Genomic DNA, 21,047 nt, shown 5'->3' on the forward strand with positions numbered 1-21,047 from the left:
AGTAATAAAATGCTTGCTATCTTATTATATTTGTTACCTTTGTGGGTCTTATAATATGAAAAACAATGAAAATAACAATTCTACAGAGAAATATAGAATGGGCCAATCCTCAGGCCAATGTAGCAAGGGCCGACGAGGCAATAAGCTGTCTGCCGGATTCTGATTTGTTTGTTTTACCCGAAATGTTTTCCACCGGTTTTTGTACGCAACCCGAAGGAATTGCGGAGAGCGCCGACAGCGAAACACTTCACTGGATGAAGCGTAAGGCAGCCGAGCGGAATTGTGCTATTGCAGGCAGTGTAGCGGTATGTGAGAATGGAAATTATTATAATCGTTTTTACTTTGTCCATCCGGATGGAGCCGTGCAGCATTATGATAAGAAGCATCTGTTTATCTTTGGGGGCGAACACAAGCGTTTCACCGCCGGTACGGAGCGTGTGGTGGTGAACTTCCGTGGGGTACGTATCCTGTTGGAAGTATGTTATGACCTTCGCTTCCCTGTTTGGGCACGTAACCTGGGTGATTATGACATGATACTTTATGTGGCAAGCTGGCCTACCCCCCGTGTGGATGCCTGGAGCGCGCTGCTTCGTGCGCGGGCTATTGAAAATCAGTGTTATGTAGCCGGAGTGAACCGCATGGGAGTTGATCCTGCCTGTGAATATTCGGGTGGCAGCGCCATCATCGATCCCTACGGAAAGACGATAGCCGAATGTCCGTGGAGCAGGGAAAGCGCGGTGTCGGCTGATATAGATATGGAGGCATTGCAGGCTTTCCGGAAGAAATTTCCGGTACTGGATGATGCCGACCCCTTTACATTGATATAAAACAATTAATAAAATAATAGATGATGGCTGAAAAGAAATTATTGTTGGGCGATGAGGCAATTGCCCTCGGAGCGATACATGCCGGCATATCGGGTGTATATGCCTATCCGGGTACACCGTCCACTGAAATCACGGAGTTTATCCAGAATAATCCTTTAGCAAAGGAAAGAAAATTGCACAGCACTTGGTGTACCAATGAAAAAACGGCCATGGAGGCTGCATTGGGTATGTCATACGCAGGAAAACGTGCTTTGGTATGTATGAAACATGTAGGTATGAATGTGGCTGCCGATGCGTTTGTCAATTCTGCCATAACCGGCGTGAACGGTGGGCTGGTGGTGCTGGCTGCCGATGATCCTTCCATGCATTCGTCACAGAACGAACAGGATTCACGCTTTTATGGAAAATTTGCTATGATTCCCATGCTGGAACCGTCTTCCCAACAAGAAGCATACGATATGATGGATTACGCATATACACTATCGGAAAAACTGAAGTTGCCGGTGCTGATGCGTGTGGTTACCCGTCTGGCACATTCGCGTGCCGGTGTGGAAGTAGCCGATATCCGTGAGGAAAATCAGTTGAATCCTGATCATGAACGTGCCCACTGGGTATTGCTGCCGGGTAATGCGCGTAAACAATATCTGGATTTAGTGAAAAAGCAGGAAAAACTGGAAGAAGCTTCCTCCAAATCTCCTTATAATTATCTGGAAGGGTTGAATCCCGAATATGATTATGAGTTCGGAGTGATAGCTTGCGGTATCGGTTATAATTATGTGAAAGAGGCAGATACGGATGGTTGCCATATTCCGGTATTGAAAGTTTCGCAGTATCCGTTGCCGGCTGACGAAATCAGGACGATGGCAGACCGTTGCGGATATGTTTTGGTAGTGGAAGATGGCCAGCCGTTTGTGGAAGAGCAGGTAAAAGCGATTCTTTCCTCAGACTATGAGATAAAGGGACGCCTGACCGAAACTTTGCCACGTACCGGTGAACTGACTCCGGATAATGTGGGCGAGGCAATCGGATGGGGAATCAAACGTCCGTTTGGTAAACCTCAGGTGGTGATGCCGCGTCCGCCTGCATTGTGTCAGGGATGTGGTCATCGGGATGTGTATGATGCATTGAACAAGGTGGCTGCGGAATATCCGGATGCACGCATTTTCGGTGATATCGGTTGCTATACATTAGGTGCGTTGCCCCCGTTCCGTGCTATTGACAGTTGTGTGGATATGGGTGCTTCCATAACCATGGCCAAAGGTGCTTCCGATGCGGGAGTATTTCCGGCCATTGCGGTTATCGGTGACTCTACATTCACTCATTCCGGTATGACCGGTCTGCTGGATGCGGTCAATGACCATGCCAATATCACTGTGGTGATTTCGGATAACCTGACTACTGCCATGACCGGTGGACAGGACTCTGCCGGTACGAACAAATTCGAGGCGATCTGCCTGGGATTAGGGGTAGAACCCGAACATGTGCGTGTGGTGGTTCCATTACCAAAGAATATGGAAGAAATCACCCGTACTATTCGTGAGGAAATAGAATATAAAGGGGTGTCTGTCATTATTCCGCGCAGAGAATGTATCCAGACATTGAATCGTAAACTAAGACAGAAAAAAGCAGATAAGGCATGAGAAAAGATATCATACTTTCGGGCGTAGGAGGACAGGGTATCCTGACTATCGCTACTATTATAGGAGAAGCTGCTACGGCAGAAGGCATCAATTTGAAGCAGGCTGAGGTACACGGTATGAGCCAGCGCGGAGGAGATGTACAGTCCAATCTGCGTCTATCCGACGAAACGATTTATTCGGATCTGATCGCTCAGGGTGAGGCGGATCTGATTATTTCCATGGAACCGATGGAGGCGTTGCGTTATCTGCCTTACTTGCAGGAAGAAGGTTGGGTGATTACTTCTGCTAATCCTTTCAAGAACATTCCCGACTATCCTGAAGAAGTGGATCTGATGAGAACTTTGGAAAGTCTTCCGCATGTGGTGAAGTTGGAAATAGAGGATATGGCAAAAGAAAACAGTATGCCTAAATGCGCGAATGTGATTCTGCTGGGCATGGCTGCGAAGTATATTGAGATCGTATCACCGGAACAGTTGCGTGAAAGCATAGGGCGTGTGTTTGCCACAAAAGGTGAGAAGATTGTTGAAATGAATCAGAAGGCTTTTGATATAGGCTTGAATGCGGTAAAGAACTGGTAATGCCATGAAGATATTTAGTGAAGAATTAGTGGAGAAGGCGGTGAAGGAACTGCACATCGCCAATCTTGCACAGGCTACTATCGGTGATGTGCTGCTGGTAGCTCAGTATCTGGAAAAGGAAACGGGGATTCCTTTTATCCGTATGGATCAGGGATCTCCCGGCCTTGCTGCCAATCAGATCGGGATTGAAGCGGAGAAAGTCGCTTTGGACAGGGGAGTCGGATCGCAATATCCGGCTGCCGCAGGAGTGCCCGAGTTGAAAAAGGAGGCTTCCCGTTTTGTAAAAGCTTTCTTGAATCTGGAAATCTCTCCGCGCGCTTGTGTGCCTACCACCGGGTCGGTGGCCGGTTCATTCGGCTCATTCATAGCCTGTACGCAGCGTATTCCGGGGAAAGACAAGGTATTGTTCATTGATCCCGGATTTCCTATTCAGAAATCCCAGCTTCGCATTATCGGTGTGGAGTGGGAAGAATTTGATATCTATCATTATCGTGGACAGGCCTTGCGTGAGAAATTGGAAAGTTTCCTGAGTAAAGGCGATATAGCAGCGATTATCTATTCTAATCCGAATAATCCGGCATGGATTTGTCTGGAAGAGGAGGAGTTGCAGATAATCGGTGAACTGGCAACCCAATACGATGTGATTGTCATGGAAGACCTCGCTTATTTCTGCATGGATTTCCGTCGGGATATGGGACATCCTTTCGAACCGCCCTATCCGCCTACTGTGGCAAGATATACGGATAATTATATCCTGATGCTTTCTTCTTCCAAGATATTCAGTTATGCCGGACAGCGTATGGCATTGACATGTATCAGCGACAAACTGTTCGACCGCCAGTTCCCTGCATTAGCAGAACGGTATAAAGATGCAGGGGTATTCGGTCCTACACTGATTGCTTCCATCCTTTATATGATTACTTCGGGATGTACGGCTTCCACTCAGTATGCATACGCTGAGATGCTCCGTCTGTCTACTGAAGGTAAAATCAATTTTGTGGAAGATACCCGCGAATATGCCCGTCGTGCGGAACGCATGAAGAAAATATTTACCGACAATGGTTTCCACATCGTATATGACTATGATGCTACCCAGGTGGTGGGAGATGGTTTCTTCTTTACCATTGGTTACGGAAATATGACAGGGGGTGAATTGCTCCGGGAGTTATTGTATTATGGAGTAAGCAGCATCTCGCTTTCTACTACCGGTAGCGAGCAGGAAGGTGTCCGCGCCTGTACTTCCAGAATGCGTGAGGAACTTTATCCGGTGATGGAAGAACGCATGAGAGCTTTTCATGAAGATCATTGAAAATAATGTGCTAATAGGATAATGTGCCGATTGTCATATGGTGTGTTTGTGCACCAGTACATTGGCTAATTAGCACATTGAAAAATTATTTATTATGATTTGGAACAAAAATAAAGAGTGCATGAGCCGGGACGAAATGAGCGCTCTGCAGGGAAAACGCCTGAACAAGTTGGTGAACCTGGTTTATCATAATGTCCCTTTTTATCGTAACAAGATGCAGGAGATGGATTTATCTCCGGATGATATTCAAACTATTGAAGACATTGTAAAACTTCCTTTTACTACCAAACAGGATTTACGTGATAATTATCCTTATGGACTTCAGGCTGCTCCTGCTTCGGAAATTGTACGTGTACACGCTTCTTCGGGCACAACCGGGAATCCTACCATTGTGGGATATACACGTCGTGACTTGTCCGTATGGTCCGAAGTAATGTCGCGTTGTCTTTCGGCTTATGGGGTTACTCGTAATGATACTTTTTCTGTCAGTTATGGTTATGGATTATTCACTGGTGGGCTGGGTGCACATTATGGTGTGGAGAATCTGGGGGCGACTGTTATCCCGGCTTCTACCGGAAATACGGAAAAGCATGTTCGTCTGATTCGTGACTTGGGTATAACCGGTATTGCTTGTACTCCTTCTTATGCTCTTTATTTAGCAGAAGTGGTGGAACGTATGGGGCTTACCAAGAAAGATATCGGCCTCCGTATAGGAGCCTTTGGAGCCGAGCCATGGACGGAGAGTATGCGTAAGGAAATAGAAGAGCGGCTGGGCTTGAAAGGCTACAATATTTATGGATTGAGTGAAATTATGGGCCCTGGTGTTTCCTATGAATGCCAGGAACAACATGGTTCGCATATCAATGAGGATCATTTTTATCCTGAAATCATTAACCCTGAAACGCTGGAACGTCTTCCGAATGGAGAAGTGGGAGAATTGGTGTTTACTACTCTGACCAAGGAAGGTATGCCGTTATTGCGCTATCGTACGAAGGACTTGACTTCCCTGATGGAGGGTGAATGTCCGTGTGGAAGAACCAATATTCGTATGTCGGGTATTGTAGGCCGTAGTGACGATATGCTTATTATCCGTGGCATCAATGTATTCCCGTCTCAGGTGGAAAGTGTTATTCTGGATATGCCGCAGTTTGAACCTCAGTATATGCTGGTGGTGGATAGGAAGAATAATCTTGACTCTTTGCAGGTACAAGTGGAAGTCCGCAAAGACTTCTTCTCGGACGATATGGGACGTATGCTGGCAATGAAGAAGGCGCTGAGTGACAAATTGAAGAGCGTTCTTTCTATCAGTGCTGAAGTGAAGCTGATGGAGCCTAACAGTATTGCCCGTAGTGAAGGCAAGAGTAAACGTGTGATAGACAACCGAATTTTAAAATGAAAAAGTACGCAATATGACAATTAAGCAATTATCTGTTTTTCTGGAAAACAAGACCGGAAGGATAAATGACGTAACCAAGACATTGGCAAAGTATGATATCAATATGCATGCGTTCAGCATGGCGGAATCTACTGATTTTGGTATTCTTCGTTTGATTGTATCGGATGTGGAAAAAGCGGTGGAAGTACTTCGTGCCGAGAATTTTGCCGTGATGCTGACCGATGTGGTATGTATCAGTTGCCCGAATGTGGCTGGTTCTTTGGCTAAAGTTTTGGACTATCTGGCAGCAGAGAATATCTTTATTGAATATATGTATGCTTTTGCTCAGGGAGATACGGCACATGTGGTTATCCGTCCGTCTAATGTGGATCGATGCATGGAAATCTTGAACAAACTCAATTGTAATGTTTTGACTAAAAATAGTTTGTGATTTCTTTGACATATTCATTCATTTTGTAGTAATGGAAATCCGGATAAGTATTAAAAAATAGTTTATCAGAATCTTTTTTAAAGTTAGAAAGCCGCCTCCTCTGAAGCGGCTTTCTGCTTTTCTATTAGAACAAACTCCAAGCAACTGTCAGTCCGGCCATTACAATGGCAACCATACTCATCAGTTTAATCAAAATGTTCAAACTGGGACCGGATGTATCTTTAAACGGGTCACCTACCGTGTCACCGGTAACCGTTGCTTTGTGAACTTCACTTCCTTTACCGCCGAAATTGCCTTCTTCTACATATTTCTTGGCGTTATCCCATGCGCCTCCTGCATTGGCCATGAAAATGGCAAGCACGAAACCGGAGGACAACCCACCAATCAGCAGACCGATGACTCCGGGAACTCCAAACACTAATCCTGTAGCAACCGGAGCGATGATAGCCAAAAGAGACGGGAATACCATTTCACGTTGTGCTCCTTTGGTGGAGATTTGTACACAACGGGCATAGTCGGGTTCGGCTTCTCCAGTCAGAATTCCTTTTATTTCACGGAACTGGCGGCGTACTTCCTCTACCATGTGGGCTGCTGCACGCCCCACTGCATTCATGGTCAGACCGCAGAACAGGAATGCCATCATACTGCCCAAAAACATGCCGCTTAGCACTTTAGGGTTCATCAGGGTTACATCGTAATAAAGCATGTAGTCAGTGAAACTGGCGTTATGAACATCTACGGTAATGCCGTTTGGTAATTCCAGAATGGTCTGCCCCAACCGGGTTAATCCGATACGGATTTCTTCTACATAGGATGCTAACAGAGCCAATCCGGTCAGAGCAGCAGAGCCGATAGCAAAGCCTTTGCCGGTGGCAGCAGTTGTGTTACCCAACGAGTCGAGTGCGTCAGTGCGCCTGCGTACTTCTTTACCTAATCCGCTCATTTCGGCATTACCGCCGGCATTGTCTGCAATTGGTCCGTAAGCATCGGTAGCCAAGGTAATTCCCAATGTTGAGAGCATACCTACGGCAGCAATACCAATACCGTAAAGCCCCATGGAAATATTGGCGAAATCAAACCCGGAAGCAAGCCAATAGGATAAGATGATGCCTACTACTACTGCCAGTACCGGGATAGTGGTGGAAACCATACCTAGTCCGATACCGGAAATGATAACGGTAGCCGGACCTGTCTTTCCACTTTCGGCCAATCGTTGTGTAGGTTTATAAGATTGAGAAGTATAGTATTCGGTAGAGCGACCGATAACGATCCCTACTATTAATCCCACTACCACAGCAAAAGAGATGTTTACCCAGTTTTCCAGTCCCAAGGCCCAAAGGATAAGGAAAGTGGCAACAACAATCAGCACAGAACTTAAGTTGGTTCCTGTAGCTAATGAACCGAGTAGCTCTTTCATTCCTGCATCTTCTTTGGTACGGACAGCGAAAATACCGATGATGGAGAGTAAAATACCTACAGCTGCAATCAGCATAGGCGCAATGACCGCTTTAAACTGCATTACAGTATCATCCGAACCAATGAAGGCAGCTGCGCCCAAAGCGGCGGTAGCCAGGATAGAACCGCAATAAGACTCGTAGAGGTCGGCGCCCATTCCGGCTACGTCACCTACATTGTCACCCACATTATCGGCAATGGTAGCAGGATTACGGGGATCATCTTCCGGAATTCCGGCTTCCACTTTACCTACCAGGTCAGCACCCACATCGGCTGCCTTGGTATAGATTCCACCTCCTACACGGGCGAAAAGTGCTTGCGTGCTGGCTCCCATCCCAAAAGTAAGCATGGTAGTGGTGATGACACATAATTTGGCGGAAGGATTCAAGGTATCTGGCGGAATACAATAATCCAATAATATATACCAGAAGGAAATATCGAGCAGTCCCAACCCAACAACAACCAATCCCATAACAGCTCCGCTACGGAAAGCCACGCGCAGTCCTTTGTTCAGAGAGTGCTGGGCTGCATTGGCGGTACGTGCTGAAGCATAGGTAGCCGTTTTCATTCCCAAAAAACCGGAAAGTCCCGAGAAGAAACCGCCGGTAAGAAAAGCAATGGGCACCCACGGATTTTGTAAGTTGAAGCCGTATGCCATGATAGAAAACAGAATAACTAATCCCAGAAATACCAGCCCTACCACTTTGTATTGTTGTTTCAGATAGGACATGGCGCCCTGGCGCACATAAGAAGCGATTTTTTCCATTGTCGGAGTTCCTTCGCTTTCAAGCATCATTTGTTTGTAGAAATACCATGCGAGTGCCAATGCCAAGAGGGAGGCAATGGGCACAATCCAGAAGAGATACGTTTCCATACGCAGTATTGATTTAAAAGTTGGTTTTGCCCAAAGATAGAAAAAATAAATGATATTCAATAGGATAGGCAATATTTTTATCAATTAATATTTGCGGTACTTTTCTAATTAAGTTTAGGGGAAAATAAATATCAATATCTGTACCTTGGAACACATAGACCTGTTTCTGTGTTTCATCAAAACACGATGAAAGATAAATAAGACTTTAAAAAACGGTTTCACCACAGATTGCACATGATCTGTGGTGAATTTGATACATTACCCTTTTATTTGCCATACAGCTTGTCTATCAAATCAGCGCGTCCTATTTTGCGCAATTCGTTGATGATGGCACGCCGTTCTTCGGGTTTATACCAAAAAAAGAACATCCGTTGAGCCAGTTTCTCTTTTTGTGATTTGGCAGAGAAAACCGGTTGTAACGTATATGGATGATAACCTGTGTACCAGGCTTCAGTAGCTACAGTCATTGGGGTAGGGGTGAAATCCTGCACCTGTTCCAGATGGAAATCCAATTTCTTGGTGATCACTGCCAGTTCTGCCATATCTTCTTCCGTACATCCTGGATGGCTGCTTATAAAATAAGGTATAATCTGCTGTCGCATATTCAATTCCTTATTTATTTTGTCGAAAGTCTTTTTGAAGTCATAAAATTGCGAAAACGAAGGTTTCCTCATGATTTGCAGCACTGGGTCGCTGGTGTGTTCCGGAGCCACTTTCAAACGCCCGCTGACATGATTGGCTATCAGTTCGCGGGTATATTCAGCTGTACTGCGGTTTACTGCCGGATCCTTACTCTGATATTGTAACAGGTCATAGCGTACACCGCTTCCGATAAAGCTTTTCTTGATACCGGGAAGTGCGTCTACCGAATGGTAAATATCCAATAAAGGACGGTGATCCGTGTTCAAATTGGGACATACTTTGGGATGGATACATGACGGGCGTTTGCAGCGGCGGCATATTTTTTCTTCTTTACCGCGCATAGCGTACATGTTGGCGCTAGGCCCTCCCAAGTCGCTCAGATAGCCTTTGAAGTCTGGCATTTCTGTTATGGCTTTCACCTCTTTCAAGATACTTTCCTTGCTTCGGCTTACAATGAATTTTCCCTGATGGGCGGAAATGGTACAGAAGGCACATCCTCCAAAACAACCACGGTGCAGATTAACTGAGAATTTAATCATATCAAACGCCGGGATACGTTTTCCTTTATACTTGGGATGAGGCATACGCGTATACGGCAAATCAAAAGAACGATCCAGCTCTCCTTGTGTCATTGGAGGATAAGGCGGATTGACTACTACCGTTTTGTTACCTACATCTTGCAAGATGCGGGAGGCTTCGTATTTATTGCTTTCCTCTTCAATGAAGCGGAAGTTTTCGGCTTGTTTCTTTTTATCTTTCAGGCATGTTTCATGAGAATGGAGCACGATATCGGGCTTTTCCTGAGTGTCATCAGACGGACGCATGGGTTCGCCCTTACGGGTTATGTAGGCTGTTTGCAAAATATCATGTGGAACCGGAAGACTTTCTGCAGGAGCAGATTCATGGGGCTGTCCGATGGCGTCCGCCAATGTCTTCATTCTCTTGCAAAGTTCCGTAATCGGCTTCTCGCCCATTCCATAGATCAATAAATCGGCTCCTGAATCTATCAGGATTGATTTACGCAGACAGTCTTGCCAATAGTCGTAATGACTGACACGACGCAAAGATGCCTCTATACCTCCCAAAATGACAGGTACATCGGGATAGATCTTTTTTAAAATCTGTGTATAAACGATGCTGGGGTATTCGGGACGCATGTCGTGGCGGCCGTCGGGAGTATAAGCATCCTCGCTGCGCAAACGCTTGTTGGCAGTGTATTTGTTTACCATGCTGTCCATGCATCCGGCGGACACACCGAAAAAGAGGCGTGGACGTCCCAGCTTCTTAAAGTCGCGCAGGTCGTCACGCCAGTTAGGTTGAGGCACAATAGCTACTTTTAAGCCTTGTGCCTCTAATAATCTTCCAATCACTGCCGGACCGAATGAAGGATGATCTACATAGGCGTCACCGCTGAACAAGATAACGTCCAGTTCTTTCCACCCACGCATTTCCACTTCTTTCTTGGTTGTCGGCAACCAGTCTGTAAGTTTGTATTCTTTCAATGATACGTATTGTTTTTTATTTTGCTACAGAGATAAGTTAGTTATATCTCTTCTTCATCCTTATTTTTCTCCTTCTCCCATTGGATATAAAGCAGAATAAGTTGATGAAGTCCGAAAGCTTTCATGTTATTATGATAAATTACATCAATGCAAAGGTCAAGCAGTTCTTTATTATTTCCTTCCTCACTGGTTATCAGTGAGCGGATATTCAGCTTCAGTTTGTCCAGTACCGACTCGTCCACGATACCGTTACTATCTATTAGATGTTGAAATAAAGCATATTTCTCAATAGTTTGCAGGTTCTCTTCTGAGATTTCCATGCTACGTGTGCCAGAGGCGTTAGTCTGTATAGTGTACATAGTCGTTTAATTTTAATGGTTTATACGGACAAAGTTAGGCGTTTTTATGAAATAACCTCTTATTTGTTCTTTTATTTTCGTTTAAAAATATCACTTGCTGCCGAAGAAGCCCAGAATAGCACTCATTACCCGTGCTCTTTCCTTCACTCCTTGAATGCTTTCAAAAGGGAAGCCTAGAACGAAGGTACGATAAGTACCTTTGTAGGCAATGCCAGCACTGTAATTTCCCGGATTGTAAACGAAAGTAGAGTAAGCCGGAGCCACCGGAGTCAGACAGTCGGGAGCGGGTACGGCATAGGTTTGTTCATTGATGGTGCGGGGGATATTGAAACGGGTGCCGGCTCCGTATATTTCTCCCGAAGTGGAGTTGAGCATACTGCCTCCGAAACTATATTTTAATATGTTTTCGGTGAAGTTCAGTGCTGTGGGACTGTTCATGTTACTTCCTATATATGAACCGCTGAGTATCAGGTTGCCGCCTTTTTGGCAGTAGGAGGTGATCAGCTGCTGTAGGGTGTTGGAGAAGGGACGTCTGTCGGCTCCGAATATCAGGTCTGCAATGGGGTAATCTGCCAGCCGGACAAAACCATTTTCAACGGCTTCATCACTACACGACACAAAAGAGTACCCTCCGGTTGCCTGGATAGCTTTACCATGAATGAACGGATAGTCGAAAGTATTTCCGGCTATCAACCTTCCTTCCAGCTCGCTGCCGCTATACCCCAGCCCGTCTTTGGTTTCCCGCCCTATGCGGCTACGGTCGAAGCTTTGTTGCGTTCCGCAGAAGGCGGGCGTATTTATATAAGGTATCCCCGGATCCGTATTCAAATCAAAGCCTTGCAAGAAAGGAGATTCTACGGTAGCAGGTCCGCTCAGACGGTCGAATCCATTGACTATCAAGATTGTTCCTTTGCTTTTCTTTGCCTGATAGGCTGACAGGATTTCGGAAGGAAAACTTTCTCCCCCCTTGTTGACTGCGGTAACTTTAAAACTATATACCAGTCCCGGTTCGGCTTCGAAGATATATTCAGTACCGCGTACTAACGTTCCATTATCAAATCCACCATGTCCCAGGCGGGTGTAGACGATGTATTGTTGTGCTTTGGCAGTCGGTTCCAACGGATCGTCTACCGCTTGCCAAGTTAGTCGGAAGGTGTTTTTTCTGCTTCCGGGATGAATGGCAAAATTACTTACCGGTAAAGGTTGGACTACATAATCCGTTCCATGCATGGTACTCAGATATTTTAGTACAGATTTGTAAACAGAACGCCCTACGGTAAACTTGAAACGCGGATCGTGTCCTAGTTTCAAATCGGCAAAGTTCTGATGGGAGAGGAGTTCCAGAATCATCGAGGGAACGGCAGGCAGACGAGTTTCGCTGTAATTGCGGTTCCACAGGCTGCGACGTTGCCACCGGATACCGAATTGGGCGGAGATATCCCGTTGCAGGCCGGTCAAGACCATATCTGCCAAATCACGGGAAGCATAACGGGAGATGCCGGCATTCAGTTCACCGTTATTATAATCGGTGGTATAAATACCCAGCGTGCCTACTAAATCATCTTCTTTGGAAAAACCTGCATCGCTGTGCACTCCCAAGGTCATTTCAAAAGGAACGCCCAATCCCTTCTCCTTTGGATTGTACACAGAATTTCCGCTGAGATAATTGATTATCCGGCTGCGGGCGTTTATATCGTCGGTATAGTCATTCTTACCTTCACTGGGACTGTAAACCGGATAGGGAAAGCCCGACCATTGTGCGGCGTAGCGTGCCCCTTCCAGGTAGCGGGGCAGGCCGCTGGTTTTTCCACCGCGCGATATGTTTCCCATTCCTCCGCCAAAACGGACAGCATCGGCGCATACCACTCCTTTTTGTCTACTCTCATTACTTAATACCACCATGCCGTAATCGTTGGTCCCTTTATCAAACTCGAAAGTGCCCAGATAAACCCAGGTGCCTCCCCCTATTTGTTGATTGACTAGAAATTCAGTGACACCCCCTTTATGGAAAACCAGATATTTGGCGTTACTCACACTTCCGGGTAAAGTCTGATAAGTCACATAGACGGCATATTTTCCTGTTTCGGGAATACGGGGAATCCATTGTGCAAAGGCTTTTTCCGGTTTTTTCTCGGTGGAGGCAAAGCGGGCTGTACCTTCTTCAAAAGGATTTTGTCCGTCCCTGTAAATCAACCGTTTTTGAGCGAATGCCGGGGTGGGGGCTGTTTTCCATTTACCTTTCCGGCTTTTTATCTCCTGATAGATGCAACCTTGGGGATGAATGTCATTATCCACAATCACTTCATTGCGCTGCCAGTCACGTTCACGGGGAGTATACACTATGGCTCCTGCATTTTCCAGCATGGGTATAATATAAGGTATGACGAATGATTGGGTGAACAAATCCTCTGTGGTACAGAACAAGCGTGGACGTTGCCATTCCCAACATCCTTTGTCATTCTTATAATATTTTCCGTGGCTTTGCCAAAGGGCGATGTGTCTGCCTTCCAATCCTTTGCTGGCAGTAAAGGGGCGGGAATTATTTTTTACCCATGGATTACCTTTATAATCTGTCCGTTGCCATAAGCGGCTTTTGTCCTGTTTCTTTCTCAGATAGTTGGGAACCAGGTCTTCGATGGATTTTCCATCGGCATAAATGGTTATATCGTAATAATTTACAGGGCCGGGTAAGCTTTGTTTGAGTAACCGGTAGATGGCTTCCGTGTTTTCGGGTGTGAACGGTTGGTAGCCGAAGCTGGAACTGGCATATACGTCCAGTTTCTTTTGGTTATGATTGACTTCATAACGGTCTAATTTGCACTTGCCTATGTTGGCGTAAGATGTTTCATATTGGGTGAAGAAATCTTTTAGACGTTGTTCCACATTAGCGTCTAACCCTTGTGCCAAAGTGTGCGATATTCCTACCATCACCAGCAGGAAGGACAAAAATATCTTTTTCATGTTGTTTTCTTCTTTATTTATGGTTGCGAAGTTAGGAATTTTTGTTAGTTTTGTCATTCTAACTAACCTATAATGAACCTAAATGAAACGAATTATCTTTAATTTCTGCTTCGTATGGCTCGCTGTTTCCACTTTTGCCGGAAGTAAAGTAGTCGAAATGCGAAATTATGGTCTGGTACCGGACACACACGAGAATCTTTCAGCTAAATTGCAGAAGGCGTTACAAGACATCAAGACTCAAGTCGCTTCCGGCGATAAGGTCACCCTGCTTTTTGAATCCGGACGTTACGATTTCCACCCTGAAGGGGCGGCTGTCCGTGAGTATTATATTTCCAACCATGACCAGGATAATCCGAAAACGGTAGGTTTTCCTCTGGAGGATTGGAAGGGGCTGACCGTGGACGGACAAGGTGCCGATTTTATCTTTCATGGCCGTATGCTTCCACTTTCTCTGCTTCGTTCAGAGGATTGTACTTTACGTAATTTCAGCATAGATTTTGAAACTCCCCACATTACTCAGGTCAAGGTGTTGAAAAGTGGAGAGGAAGGAATTACTTTTGAACCTGCCGCATGGGTGAAATGCCGCATCAATGAGAAAGGCTTCTTTGAATCATACGGCGAAGGCTGGTCCAGTGCTCCCCAGGGAGGGATTGCTTTTGAAGAAAAGACAAAGCGTCTGGTATACCGCACTAGTGACTTATGGTGTCCTATGGAAGGGGTGAAAGAAGTTTCTCCACGTGTCTACCATGCTCCTCAGTGGAAAGACGCCCGGTTGATACCGGGGACAGTGGTTGCACTTCGTACTTATTATCGTCCTGCTCCGGGTATATTCTTGTCCGGTGACAAAAATACTTGTTTGCAGAATGTGAAAGTGCATTATGCAGAAGGTATGGGATTATTGGCTCAGTTATGTGAAAATATCACGTTGGATGAATTCAGCGTTTGTCTTCGTGGCGATAAGGATCCTCGTTATTTTACCACGCAGGCGGATGCTACTCATTTCTCCAGTTGCAGAGGCAAGATTGATTCCCGCAACGGGCTGTATGAAGGAATGATGGATGATGCGATTAATGTACACGGCACTTATTTGAAAATCAAGCAACGCCTTGATGACCATACAGTGATTGCTCAATACATGCATCCGCAAGCATACGGGTTCGAGTGGGGAGTGAACGGAGATGAGGTGCAATTTGTACGTTCCGTCACCATGGAACTGGCCGGTGGAAAAAACCGGGTGAAAGAAATCCTGCCTAACAATAAAGATACGGTGAAAGGTGCGAAAGAATACCGCATTATTTTTACGGAACCTTTGGATGCGGAGATTACGGATAAAGAAGGCTTTGGTATTGAAAACCTGTCTTGGTGTCCGGAAGTTTATTTTGCGGATAATGTCATTCGTAATAATCGCGCACGGGGTACTTTATTCAGCACTCCTTTGAAAACGGTAGTAGAGCGTAACCTGTTTGACCATACTTCGGGGACGGCTATTTTGCTTTGTGGTGATTGCAATGGTTGGTTTGAAACGGGAGCTTGCCGGAACGTGCTGATTCGTAACAATCGTTTTATCAATGCATTGACTAATATGTTCCAATTTACGGAAGCTGTTATCTCTATTTATCCTGAGATTCCCGATTTGGAGCATCAGAAGAAATATTTCCATGGTGGAAAAGGAGAAAAAGGAGTGGTGATTGAAGACAACTATTTTGAAACCTTTGACCGCCCCGTTCTTTTTGCAAAATCCATTGACGGATTGGTCTTTAAAAACAATGTGATCCGCCAGAATACAGATTATCCGGCTTTCCATCATAATACGACTCGTTTCCGCTTGCTTCACACCCGGAATGTGAAGATAGAGAAGAATAATTTTGAGGATGGGGATGAGAGCGTGGTAAGAGAATAGATACAATGACACTGATTATGCGGATTTTGTTTTAATCCGTATAATCAGTGTTCCCTTATTTAAAAAGAATTATAACAGACGGGGATTATTCTACTTTCCCGATGCTGAAATTTTCAGGATATTTGCCTTTGAAATTCTTGTAATACAACTTGATCTCACGCATATCCTTGTCCAAATCACCGCTGGGATGTATCACCTTTTCGGCTGTAATGCACTTTTTTGCGTAATCGATGGCTACCAGAATAATAGGCAGACCGGCCCCTTGTGCAATATAATAGAATCCTTTTTTCCAGTTGGGATTGGCTTTGCGTGTCCCTTCCGGAGTGATAGCCAGATGGAATTTTTGACTCGATTTGGCAATCTTGATCATCTGGTCCACCAATGAAGTCTTGCGGCTACGGTCTACGGGAATCCCTCCCATCCAGCGGAAAATAGGACCTAGAGGCCAGAAGAACCAGTCCTTTTTCATCATAAAACCAGTTTCGCGGCCTATAGCTCCCATAAACAGTTTGCCTATGAATAAGTCCCAATTGGTGGTATGTGGGGCGGCACAGATAATATATTTATCATAATCGGGAGCAGACACCTTGGTCTTCCATCCCAATAGTTTGTAGTAGATAAAACTACAAATAGCTTTTTTCATTCCTTAAATCTTATGCTTTTGTAGCTTTAGCCAGTTCGTCTGCAACCACTTTGATTTCTTTGTTCAGATCTTCGTTCAATTTCTTGTAGAATCCTTTTACGTTACCCGGCTCGGTGTGGCTGATGCGTATAATCAGTTTGATCACATTGTGTACAGAGTTGCAAACCACTTCACGGTTAACACCTTCCATCAAACTGACTAAAAACAAATCACTTGCTATATTGGTTATTTTCTTCTTTAAATTTCTTCTACTTGCCATAAATGTAATGTTTTAAGTTAATACATAATTCTAAATTCGCGGTAAAGGTAGCATTTTTATTTGTATACGTTTTCATATTTGCGAAAAAAGAACGAAATTTGCACGAGAATACTAAATGAAATTATACACCTTTAAATAGAATAATAGAATATGACTAAAAGTGCATTACAAATTGCCAGAGCTGCTTATCAGCCCAAACTTCCTAAAGCGTTGAAAGGCGCTGTAAAAGTAAAGGAAGGCGAACCTACACAGTCTGTTGCTGACCAGGAAGCCATCAAAGCCTTGTTCCCTAACACTTACGGTATGCCGTTGATTCAGTTCGTTGAAGGCGAAGCTGTCAATATGCCTGCTATCAATGTAGGTGTCATTTTGTCTGGTGGACAGGCTCCCGGCGGACACAATGTTATTTCCGGTTTGTTCGATGGTATCAAAGCATTGAACAAAGACAGCAAACTGTATGGTTTCATTCTGGGCCCCGGTGGTTTGGTAGACCATAATTATATGGAACTGACTTCTGATATTATCGACGAATACCGTAATACCGGTGGTTTCGATATCATCGGTTCGGGACGTACCAAACTGGAAAAGGAAGAACAATTTGATAAAGGTCTGGAAATCATCAAGGAATTAGGCATCAAGGCATTGGTAATCATCGGTGGTGACGACTCAAACACGAACGCTTGTGTATTGGCAGAATACTATGCTGCGAAGAACTGCGGTGTTCAGGTAATCGGTTGTCCGAAGACTATCGACGGTGACTTGAAGAACGAGATGATTGAAACTTCTTTCGGTTTTGATACGGCTTGTAAAACTTACTCTGAAGTAATCGGAAACATTCAGCGTGACTGTAACTCTGCCCGCAAATACTGGCACTTTATCAAGCTGATGGGACGTTCGGCTTCTCATATCGCTTTGGAATGTGCTTTGCAGGTTCAACCTAACGTATGTATCGTTTCAGAAGAAGTGGAAGAGAAGAACATGTCATTGGATGATGTGGTTACTTACATTGCTCAGGTAGTGGCTAACCGCGCTGCACAAGGTAATAACTTCGGTACAGTGTTGATACCTGAAGGTTTGATTGAATTCATTCCCGCAATGAAGAGATTGATCGCTGAATTGAATGACTTCCTGGCTGCTAACGCATCAGAGTTCGCATTGATCAAGAAATCTCACCAACGTGAATATATCATCTCCAAGCTTTCTAAGGAAAACTCGGAAATCTATGCTTCTCTGCCCGAAGGCGTTGCACGTCAGCTTACTTTGGACCGTGACCCGCACGGAAACGTACAGGTATCATTGATTGAAACAGAAAAGCTGTTGTCTGATATGGTAGCCGTTAAATTGGCTCAGTGGAAGGAAGAAGGCAAGTATGTAGGTAAATTTGCCGCTCAGCATCACTTCTTCGGTTACGAAGGACGTTGCGCTGCTCCGTCAAACTTCGATGCTGACTATTGCTACTCGTTGGGTTACACCGCTTCTATGTTGATTGCCAACGGTAAGACCGGCTATATGTCTTCTGTACGTAACACTACTGCTCCTGCCGAAGAATGGATTGCAGGTGGTGTGCCTATCACAATGATGATGAACATGGAACGTCGTCACGGTGAAATGAAACCGGTTATCCAGAAAGCGTTGGTAAAATTGGATGGTGCTCCTTTCAAGGCGTTTGCCGCACAGCGTGAACGTTGGGCTATTGAAACAGACTATGTATATCCGGGTCCTATCCAGTACTTCGGTCCTACAGAAGTTTGTGACCAGGCAACCAAGACATTGCAGTTGGAACAAGGAAAATAATTCTTTCTTATTTCTATAAAGCATAAAGGAAACCCATCGGGGCTGATTGTAAAACCATTCTCCCGATGGGTTTTATTACATAGTATGTGGGAATAGGTAAAGGTAAAAACAGCTAAATAGGATAAAATGGTAAGAGCGAAAAGCACACGTCCTGCTCCCGTTAAAAAGAAGGCAGCCGCGAAACCTGTCCGTCGGGCTACACAGCGGAAGGCGAAAAAGAAACCACAAAGACAGATGCCGTCATGGCTTCGGTATGTCATTGCGGGGCTTATTGCTTTTTTATTCCTTGCCGCTTTCTTTTATTTCTTTATCCGTCCTTACTCTTATCGCTGGAAGCCTTGCTATGGCTTTAAAGCATACGGTGTATGTATGCCTTCGGGTTTTCAGGTGCATGGCATTGATGTTTCCCATTATCAAGGAAACATAGACTGGAAAATGCTGACTCAGACCCGACAGGGGAAATTTCCTATTCATTTTGTCTTTATGAAAGCTTCGGAAGGAGGAGATTATGGGGACAAGGCTTTTATCACCAATTTTGATTCGGCGAAAACACATGGGTTTATCCGTGGGGCTTATCATTTTTACAATCCGAAAACAGATCCCATCCGTCAGGCCGATTTCTTTATTAATTCCGTAAAGCTGGATTCAGGTGACCTTCCTCCCGTACTCGATATCGAGAAGAGAGGCAAGGACGAAAATCAGCTCCGTCGTGACCTTAAACTGTGGCTTGACAAAATAGAACAGCACTACAAAGTGAAGCCTATTCTTTATACTTCTTATAAGTTTAAAACTCGTTATCTGAATGATTCGGTCTTCAATTCTTATCCTTACTGGATAGCCCATTATTATGTAGACTCGGTGGAATACAGGGGAGAATGGAAATTCTGGCAGCATACGGATGTGGGTACGTTGCCGGGCATTCGTGAGAAGGTGGACTTGAATATTTTCAACGGTTCGTTGGAGGAATTGCAACTAATGACTATAAAGAAATAAAGGATACTGTGCCTGCGGTTTCGAAAACTTTCTCTATATTTGCTTTATGAACTTACTGCTCAATATTATTTGGCTGATTTGCGGCGGATTTCTGATCTGCGTGGAATATATTGTTTCCAGCCTGTTGCTGATGATCACTATCGTCGGCATTCCTTTCGGTTTCCAAACTTTGAAGTTGTCTATGCTGGCTCTTTGCCCTTTTGGGCGGGAAATACGCAGTTGTCCCGGTGATGGCGGATGTCTTAGTGTGTTGATGAATATCATCTGGATACTTGTAGGTGGAATCTGGATCAGCCTCTCTCATTTGGCATTCGGGGTGTTGCTTTGCATCACTGTTATCGGTATTCCATTCGGACTGCAACATTTCAAGCTGGCGGGCTTGGCACTTACTCCTTTCGGAAAGGAGATTGTATAAATATTGTATACCGATATGATCGTGTTGTCACTTTGGATAAAATGCAGTGTCTTATGTGCGTTTGTCACCGCTTGATACCGTTTCTAATTTTCAGGTAAGAAGAACAAAAGGACAAAAGAGAGAAAATCCGTTCTTTTGTCCTCGAATAAATCAATGCAAATCCTGCGTGATTGGTGGTAATCCTGTCTTTATCAAGTCCTTTTCATACTTAAAAATGGTATTATTTCATGATGAACTTCACAGCTGCCCAGTTGTTCTTTTCCCGATGGTGTACGAACTCCATTCCCAGACTTTCCGCTTTTTCGCGGATAAAAGGAATATCCTGCATATAAAATCCACTCATAAATATTTCTGAACCCGGATGCATACAGGCGGCATAATGAGGCAGGTCTGCCAGAAGAATATTCCGGTTGATATTGGCAATAATTACATCAAACGGCTTGCGGCCTTTCAACAAGTTGGCATCCCCCAGTTCCACTGTAATGTTATGGATATGGTTCAGTGCAATGTTGTCTTTTGAATTATTGACGCACCAGTCGTCAATGTCGATGGCTGTCACAGGATTGGCTCCGCGCATGGAGGCAAGGATGGCAAGAATAGAAGTGCCGCATCCCATATCCAAGACTGATTTTCCTTTCAGATCAGCTTCTAACAGCTCGCTGATTATAGAGCTGGTCGTTTCATGGTGCCCTGTGCCGAAAGCCATTTGCGGGTTAATCAGAATTTCATACTCAGTCTTCGGGGTGTCTTTATGGAACGTGCTGTGAATGCAGCAACGGTCACCGATGACGATGGGTTGAAAGAAGTTCTTCTCCCATTCCTCGTTCCAATTCTTGTCTTCGGCTTCTTTAATGGTATATGTCACAGTAGTGTCGGGCAGGGGGAAGCTCGCAATCATTTCTTTTAATGCTTCCTCATCGAACAAAGTCTGCTGGATATAAGCCTGTACTCCTGCTTCACATTCTACAAAACTTTCAAATCCTATTTCTCCGGCCAGTGCAGATACTACATCATTCACTGTTTCATTACAGGGATGTGTTGTAAAGGTTACTTCTAAATATTTCATACGC

General features: G+C 44.8%; 17 protein-coding genes. 10 read left to right on the forward strand and 7 right to left on the reverse strand.

Going from position 1 to position 21,047, the window contains the following annotated elements; translation table 11 throughout:
* Nucleotides 1–65: 65 nt before the first annotated feature.
* From AB5935_RS09720 to AB5935_RS09745, 6 genes are all read left to right on the forward strand, one after another.
* Nucleotides 66–827, forward strand: coding sequence for an amidohydrolase (locus AB5935_RS09720; protein ID WP_038608923.1), 762 nt, complete (start codon nucleotides 66–68; stop codon nucleotides 825–827).
* Nucleotides 828–850: 23 nt separating this feature from the next.
* Complete coding sequence (locus AB5935_RS09725; protein WP_007837104.1) at nucleotides 851–2,467, forward strand: thiamine pyrophosphate-dependent enzyme; 1,617 nt, start codon at nucleotides 851–853, stop codon at nucleotides 2,465–2,467.
* The gene (locus AB5935_RS09730; RefSeq protein ID WP_007837105.1) at nucleotides 2,464–3,045 is read left to right on the forward strand and encodes an indolepyruvate oxidoreductase subunit beta; all 582 of its coding nucleotides are present in this window, start codon (nucleotides 2,464–2,466) and stop codon (nucleotides 3,043–3,045) included. Before AB5935_RS09725 ends, AB5935_RS09730 begins: the two co-directional genes overlap by 4 nt.
* A gap of 4 nt (nucleotides 3,046–3,049) precedes the next feature.
* A complete protein-coding gene (locus tag AB5935_RS09735) occupies nucleotides 3,050–4,354 on the forward strand; it encodes an aminotransferase class I/II-fold pyridoxal phosphate-dependent enzyme (protein ID WP_038608925.1) in 1,305 nt (434 codons plus the stop codon).
* Nucleotides 4,355–4,448: 94 nt separating this feature from the next.
* Nucleotides 4,449–5,750 carry a phenylacetate--CoA ligase family protein gene (locus tag AB5935_RS09740; protein WP_007837108.1) on the forward strand — a complete coding sequence of 434 codons (1,302 nt, stop codon included), beginning with the start codon at nucleotides 4,449–4,451 and terminating at the stop codon, nucleotides 5,748–5,750.
* A gap of 13 nt (nucleotides 5,751–5,763) precedes the next feature.
* Entirely contained in the window at nucleotides 5,764–6,180 is a 417-nt protein-coding gene (locus AB5935_RS09745) for an ACT domain-containing protein (protein ID WP_038608927.1), read from the forward strand.
* A 124-nt stretch (nucleotides 6,181–6,304) separates the two neighbouring features.
* Here the strand turns inward: AB5935_RS09745 and AB5935_RS09750 are convergent, their stop codons facing one another.
* From AB5935_RS09750 to AB5935_RS09765, 4 genes are all read right to left on the reverse strand, one after another.
* The gene (locus tag AB5935_RS09750; protein ID WP_007845456.1) at nucleotides 6,305–8,509 is read right to left on the reverse strand and encodes a sodium-translocating pyrophosphatase; all 2,205 of its coding nucleotides are present in this window, start codon (nucleotides 8,507–8,509) and stop codon (nucleotides 6,305–6,307) included.
* Between the two features lie 266 nt (nucleotides 8,510–8,775).
* Nucleotides 8,776–10,653 (reverse strand): YgiQ family radical SAM protein, encoded by a 1,878-nt coding sequence (locus tag AB5935_RS09755; protein WP_007845454.1) that lies wholly within the window; start codon nucleotides 10,651–10,653, stop codon nucleotides 8,776–8,778.
* 41 nt (nucleotides 10,654–10,694) lie between these two features.
* Complete coding sequence (locus AB5935_RS09760; protein WP_007837119.1) at nucleotides 10,695–11,012, reverse strand: hypothetical protein; 318 nt, start codon at nucleotides 11,010–11,012, stop codon at nucleotides 10,695–10,697.
* 90 nt (nucleotides 11,013–11,102) lie between these two features.
* On the reverse strand, nucleotides 11,103–13,973 hold the full coding sequence (locus AB5935_RS09765; protein ID WP_038608929.1) for a xanthan lyase: 2,871 nt from the start codon (nucleotides 13,971–13,973) through the stop codon (nucleotides 11,103–11,105).
* 82 nt (nucleotides 13,974–14,055) lie between these two features.
* On the opposite strand from AB5935_RS09765, the gene glaB reads away from it, so the two are divergent.
* On the forward strand, nucleotides 14,056–15,873 hold the full coding sequence (gene glaB, locus AB5935_RS09770) for an alpha-1,3-galactosidase (RefSeq protein ID WP_038608931.1): 1,818 nt from the start codon (nucleotides 14,056–14,058) through the stop codon (nucleotides 15,871–15,873).
* 85 nt (nucleotides 15,874–15,958) lie between these two features.
* On the opposite strand, the gene AB5935_RS09775 is transcribed toward glaB, so the two are convergent.
* Together AB5935_RS09775 and AB5935_RS09780 are read right to left on the reverse strand one after the other, a co-directional pair.
* On the reverse strand, nucleotides 15,959–16,516 hold the full coding sequence (locus tag AB5935_RS09775; protein ID WP_007837128.1) for a lysophospholipid acyltransferase family protein: 558 nt from the start codon (nucleotides 16,514–16,516) through the stop codon (nucleotides 15,959–15,961).
* Between the two features lie 10 nt (nucleotides 16,517–16,526).
* Nucleotides 16,527–16,775 (reverse strand): hypothetical protein, encoded by a 249-nt coding sequence (locus AB5935_RS09780; protein ID WP_005846136.1) that lies wholly within the window; start codon nucleotides 16,773–16,775, stop codon nucleotides 16,527–16,529.
* Between the two features lie 150 nt (nucleotides 16,776–16,925).
* On the opposite strand from AB5935_RS09780, the gene AB5935_RS09785 reads away from it, so the two are divergent.
* The 3 genes from AB5935_RS09785 (at nucleotide 16,926) to AB5935_RS09795 (ending at nucleotide 19,977) form a co-directional block, all read left to right on the forward strand.
* Nucleotides 16,926–18,569 carry a diphosphate--fructose-6-phosphate 1-phosphotransferase gene (locus tag AB5935_RS09785; RefSeq protein ID WP_008652858.1) on the forward strand — a complete coding sequence of 548 codons (1,644 nt, stop codon included), beginning with the start codon at nucleotides 16,926–16,928 and terminating at the stop codon, nucleotides 18,567–18,569.
* 126 nt (nucleotides 18,570–18,695) lie between these two features.
* Nucleotides 18,696–19,562: a glycoside hydrolase family 25 protein gene (locus tag AB5935_RS09790; RefSeq protein WP_007842408.1), complete on the forward strand. Its 867-nt coding sequence runs from the start codon at nucleotides 18,696–18,698 to the stop codon at nucleotides 19,560–19,562.
* Between the two features lie 46 nt (nucleotides 19,563–19,608).
* A complete protein-coding gene (locus tag AB5935_RS09795; protein ID WP_005846143.1) occupies nucleotides 19,609–19,977 on the forward strand; it encodes a YccF domain-containing protein in 369 nt (122 codons plus the stop codon).
* A gap of 220 nt (nucleotides 19,978–20,197) precedes the next feature.
* On the opposite strand, the gene prmA is transcribed toward AB5935_RS09795, so the two are convergent.
* Nucleotides 20,198–21,043, reverse strand: coding sequence for a 50S ribosomal protein L11 methyltransferase (gene prmA, locus AB5935_RS09800; RefSeq protein WP_007842410.1), 846 nt, complete (start codon nucleotides 21,041–21,043; stop codon nucleotides 20,198–20,200).
* Nucleotides 21,044–21,047: the final 4 nt, after the last annotated feature.

Source organism: Phocaeicola sp. RTP21198st1_B8_RTP21198_201120 (genome assembly GCF_040929485.1).
In the GTDB taxonomy this organism is placed as follows: Bacteria; Bacteroidota; Bacteroidia; order Bacteroidales; family Bacteroidaceae; genus Phocaeicola; species Phocaeicola dorei.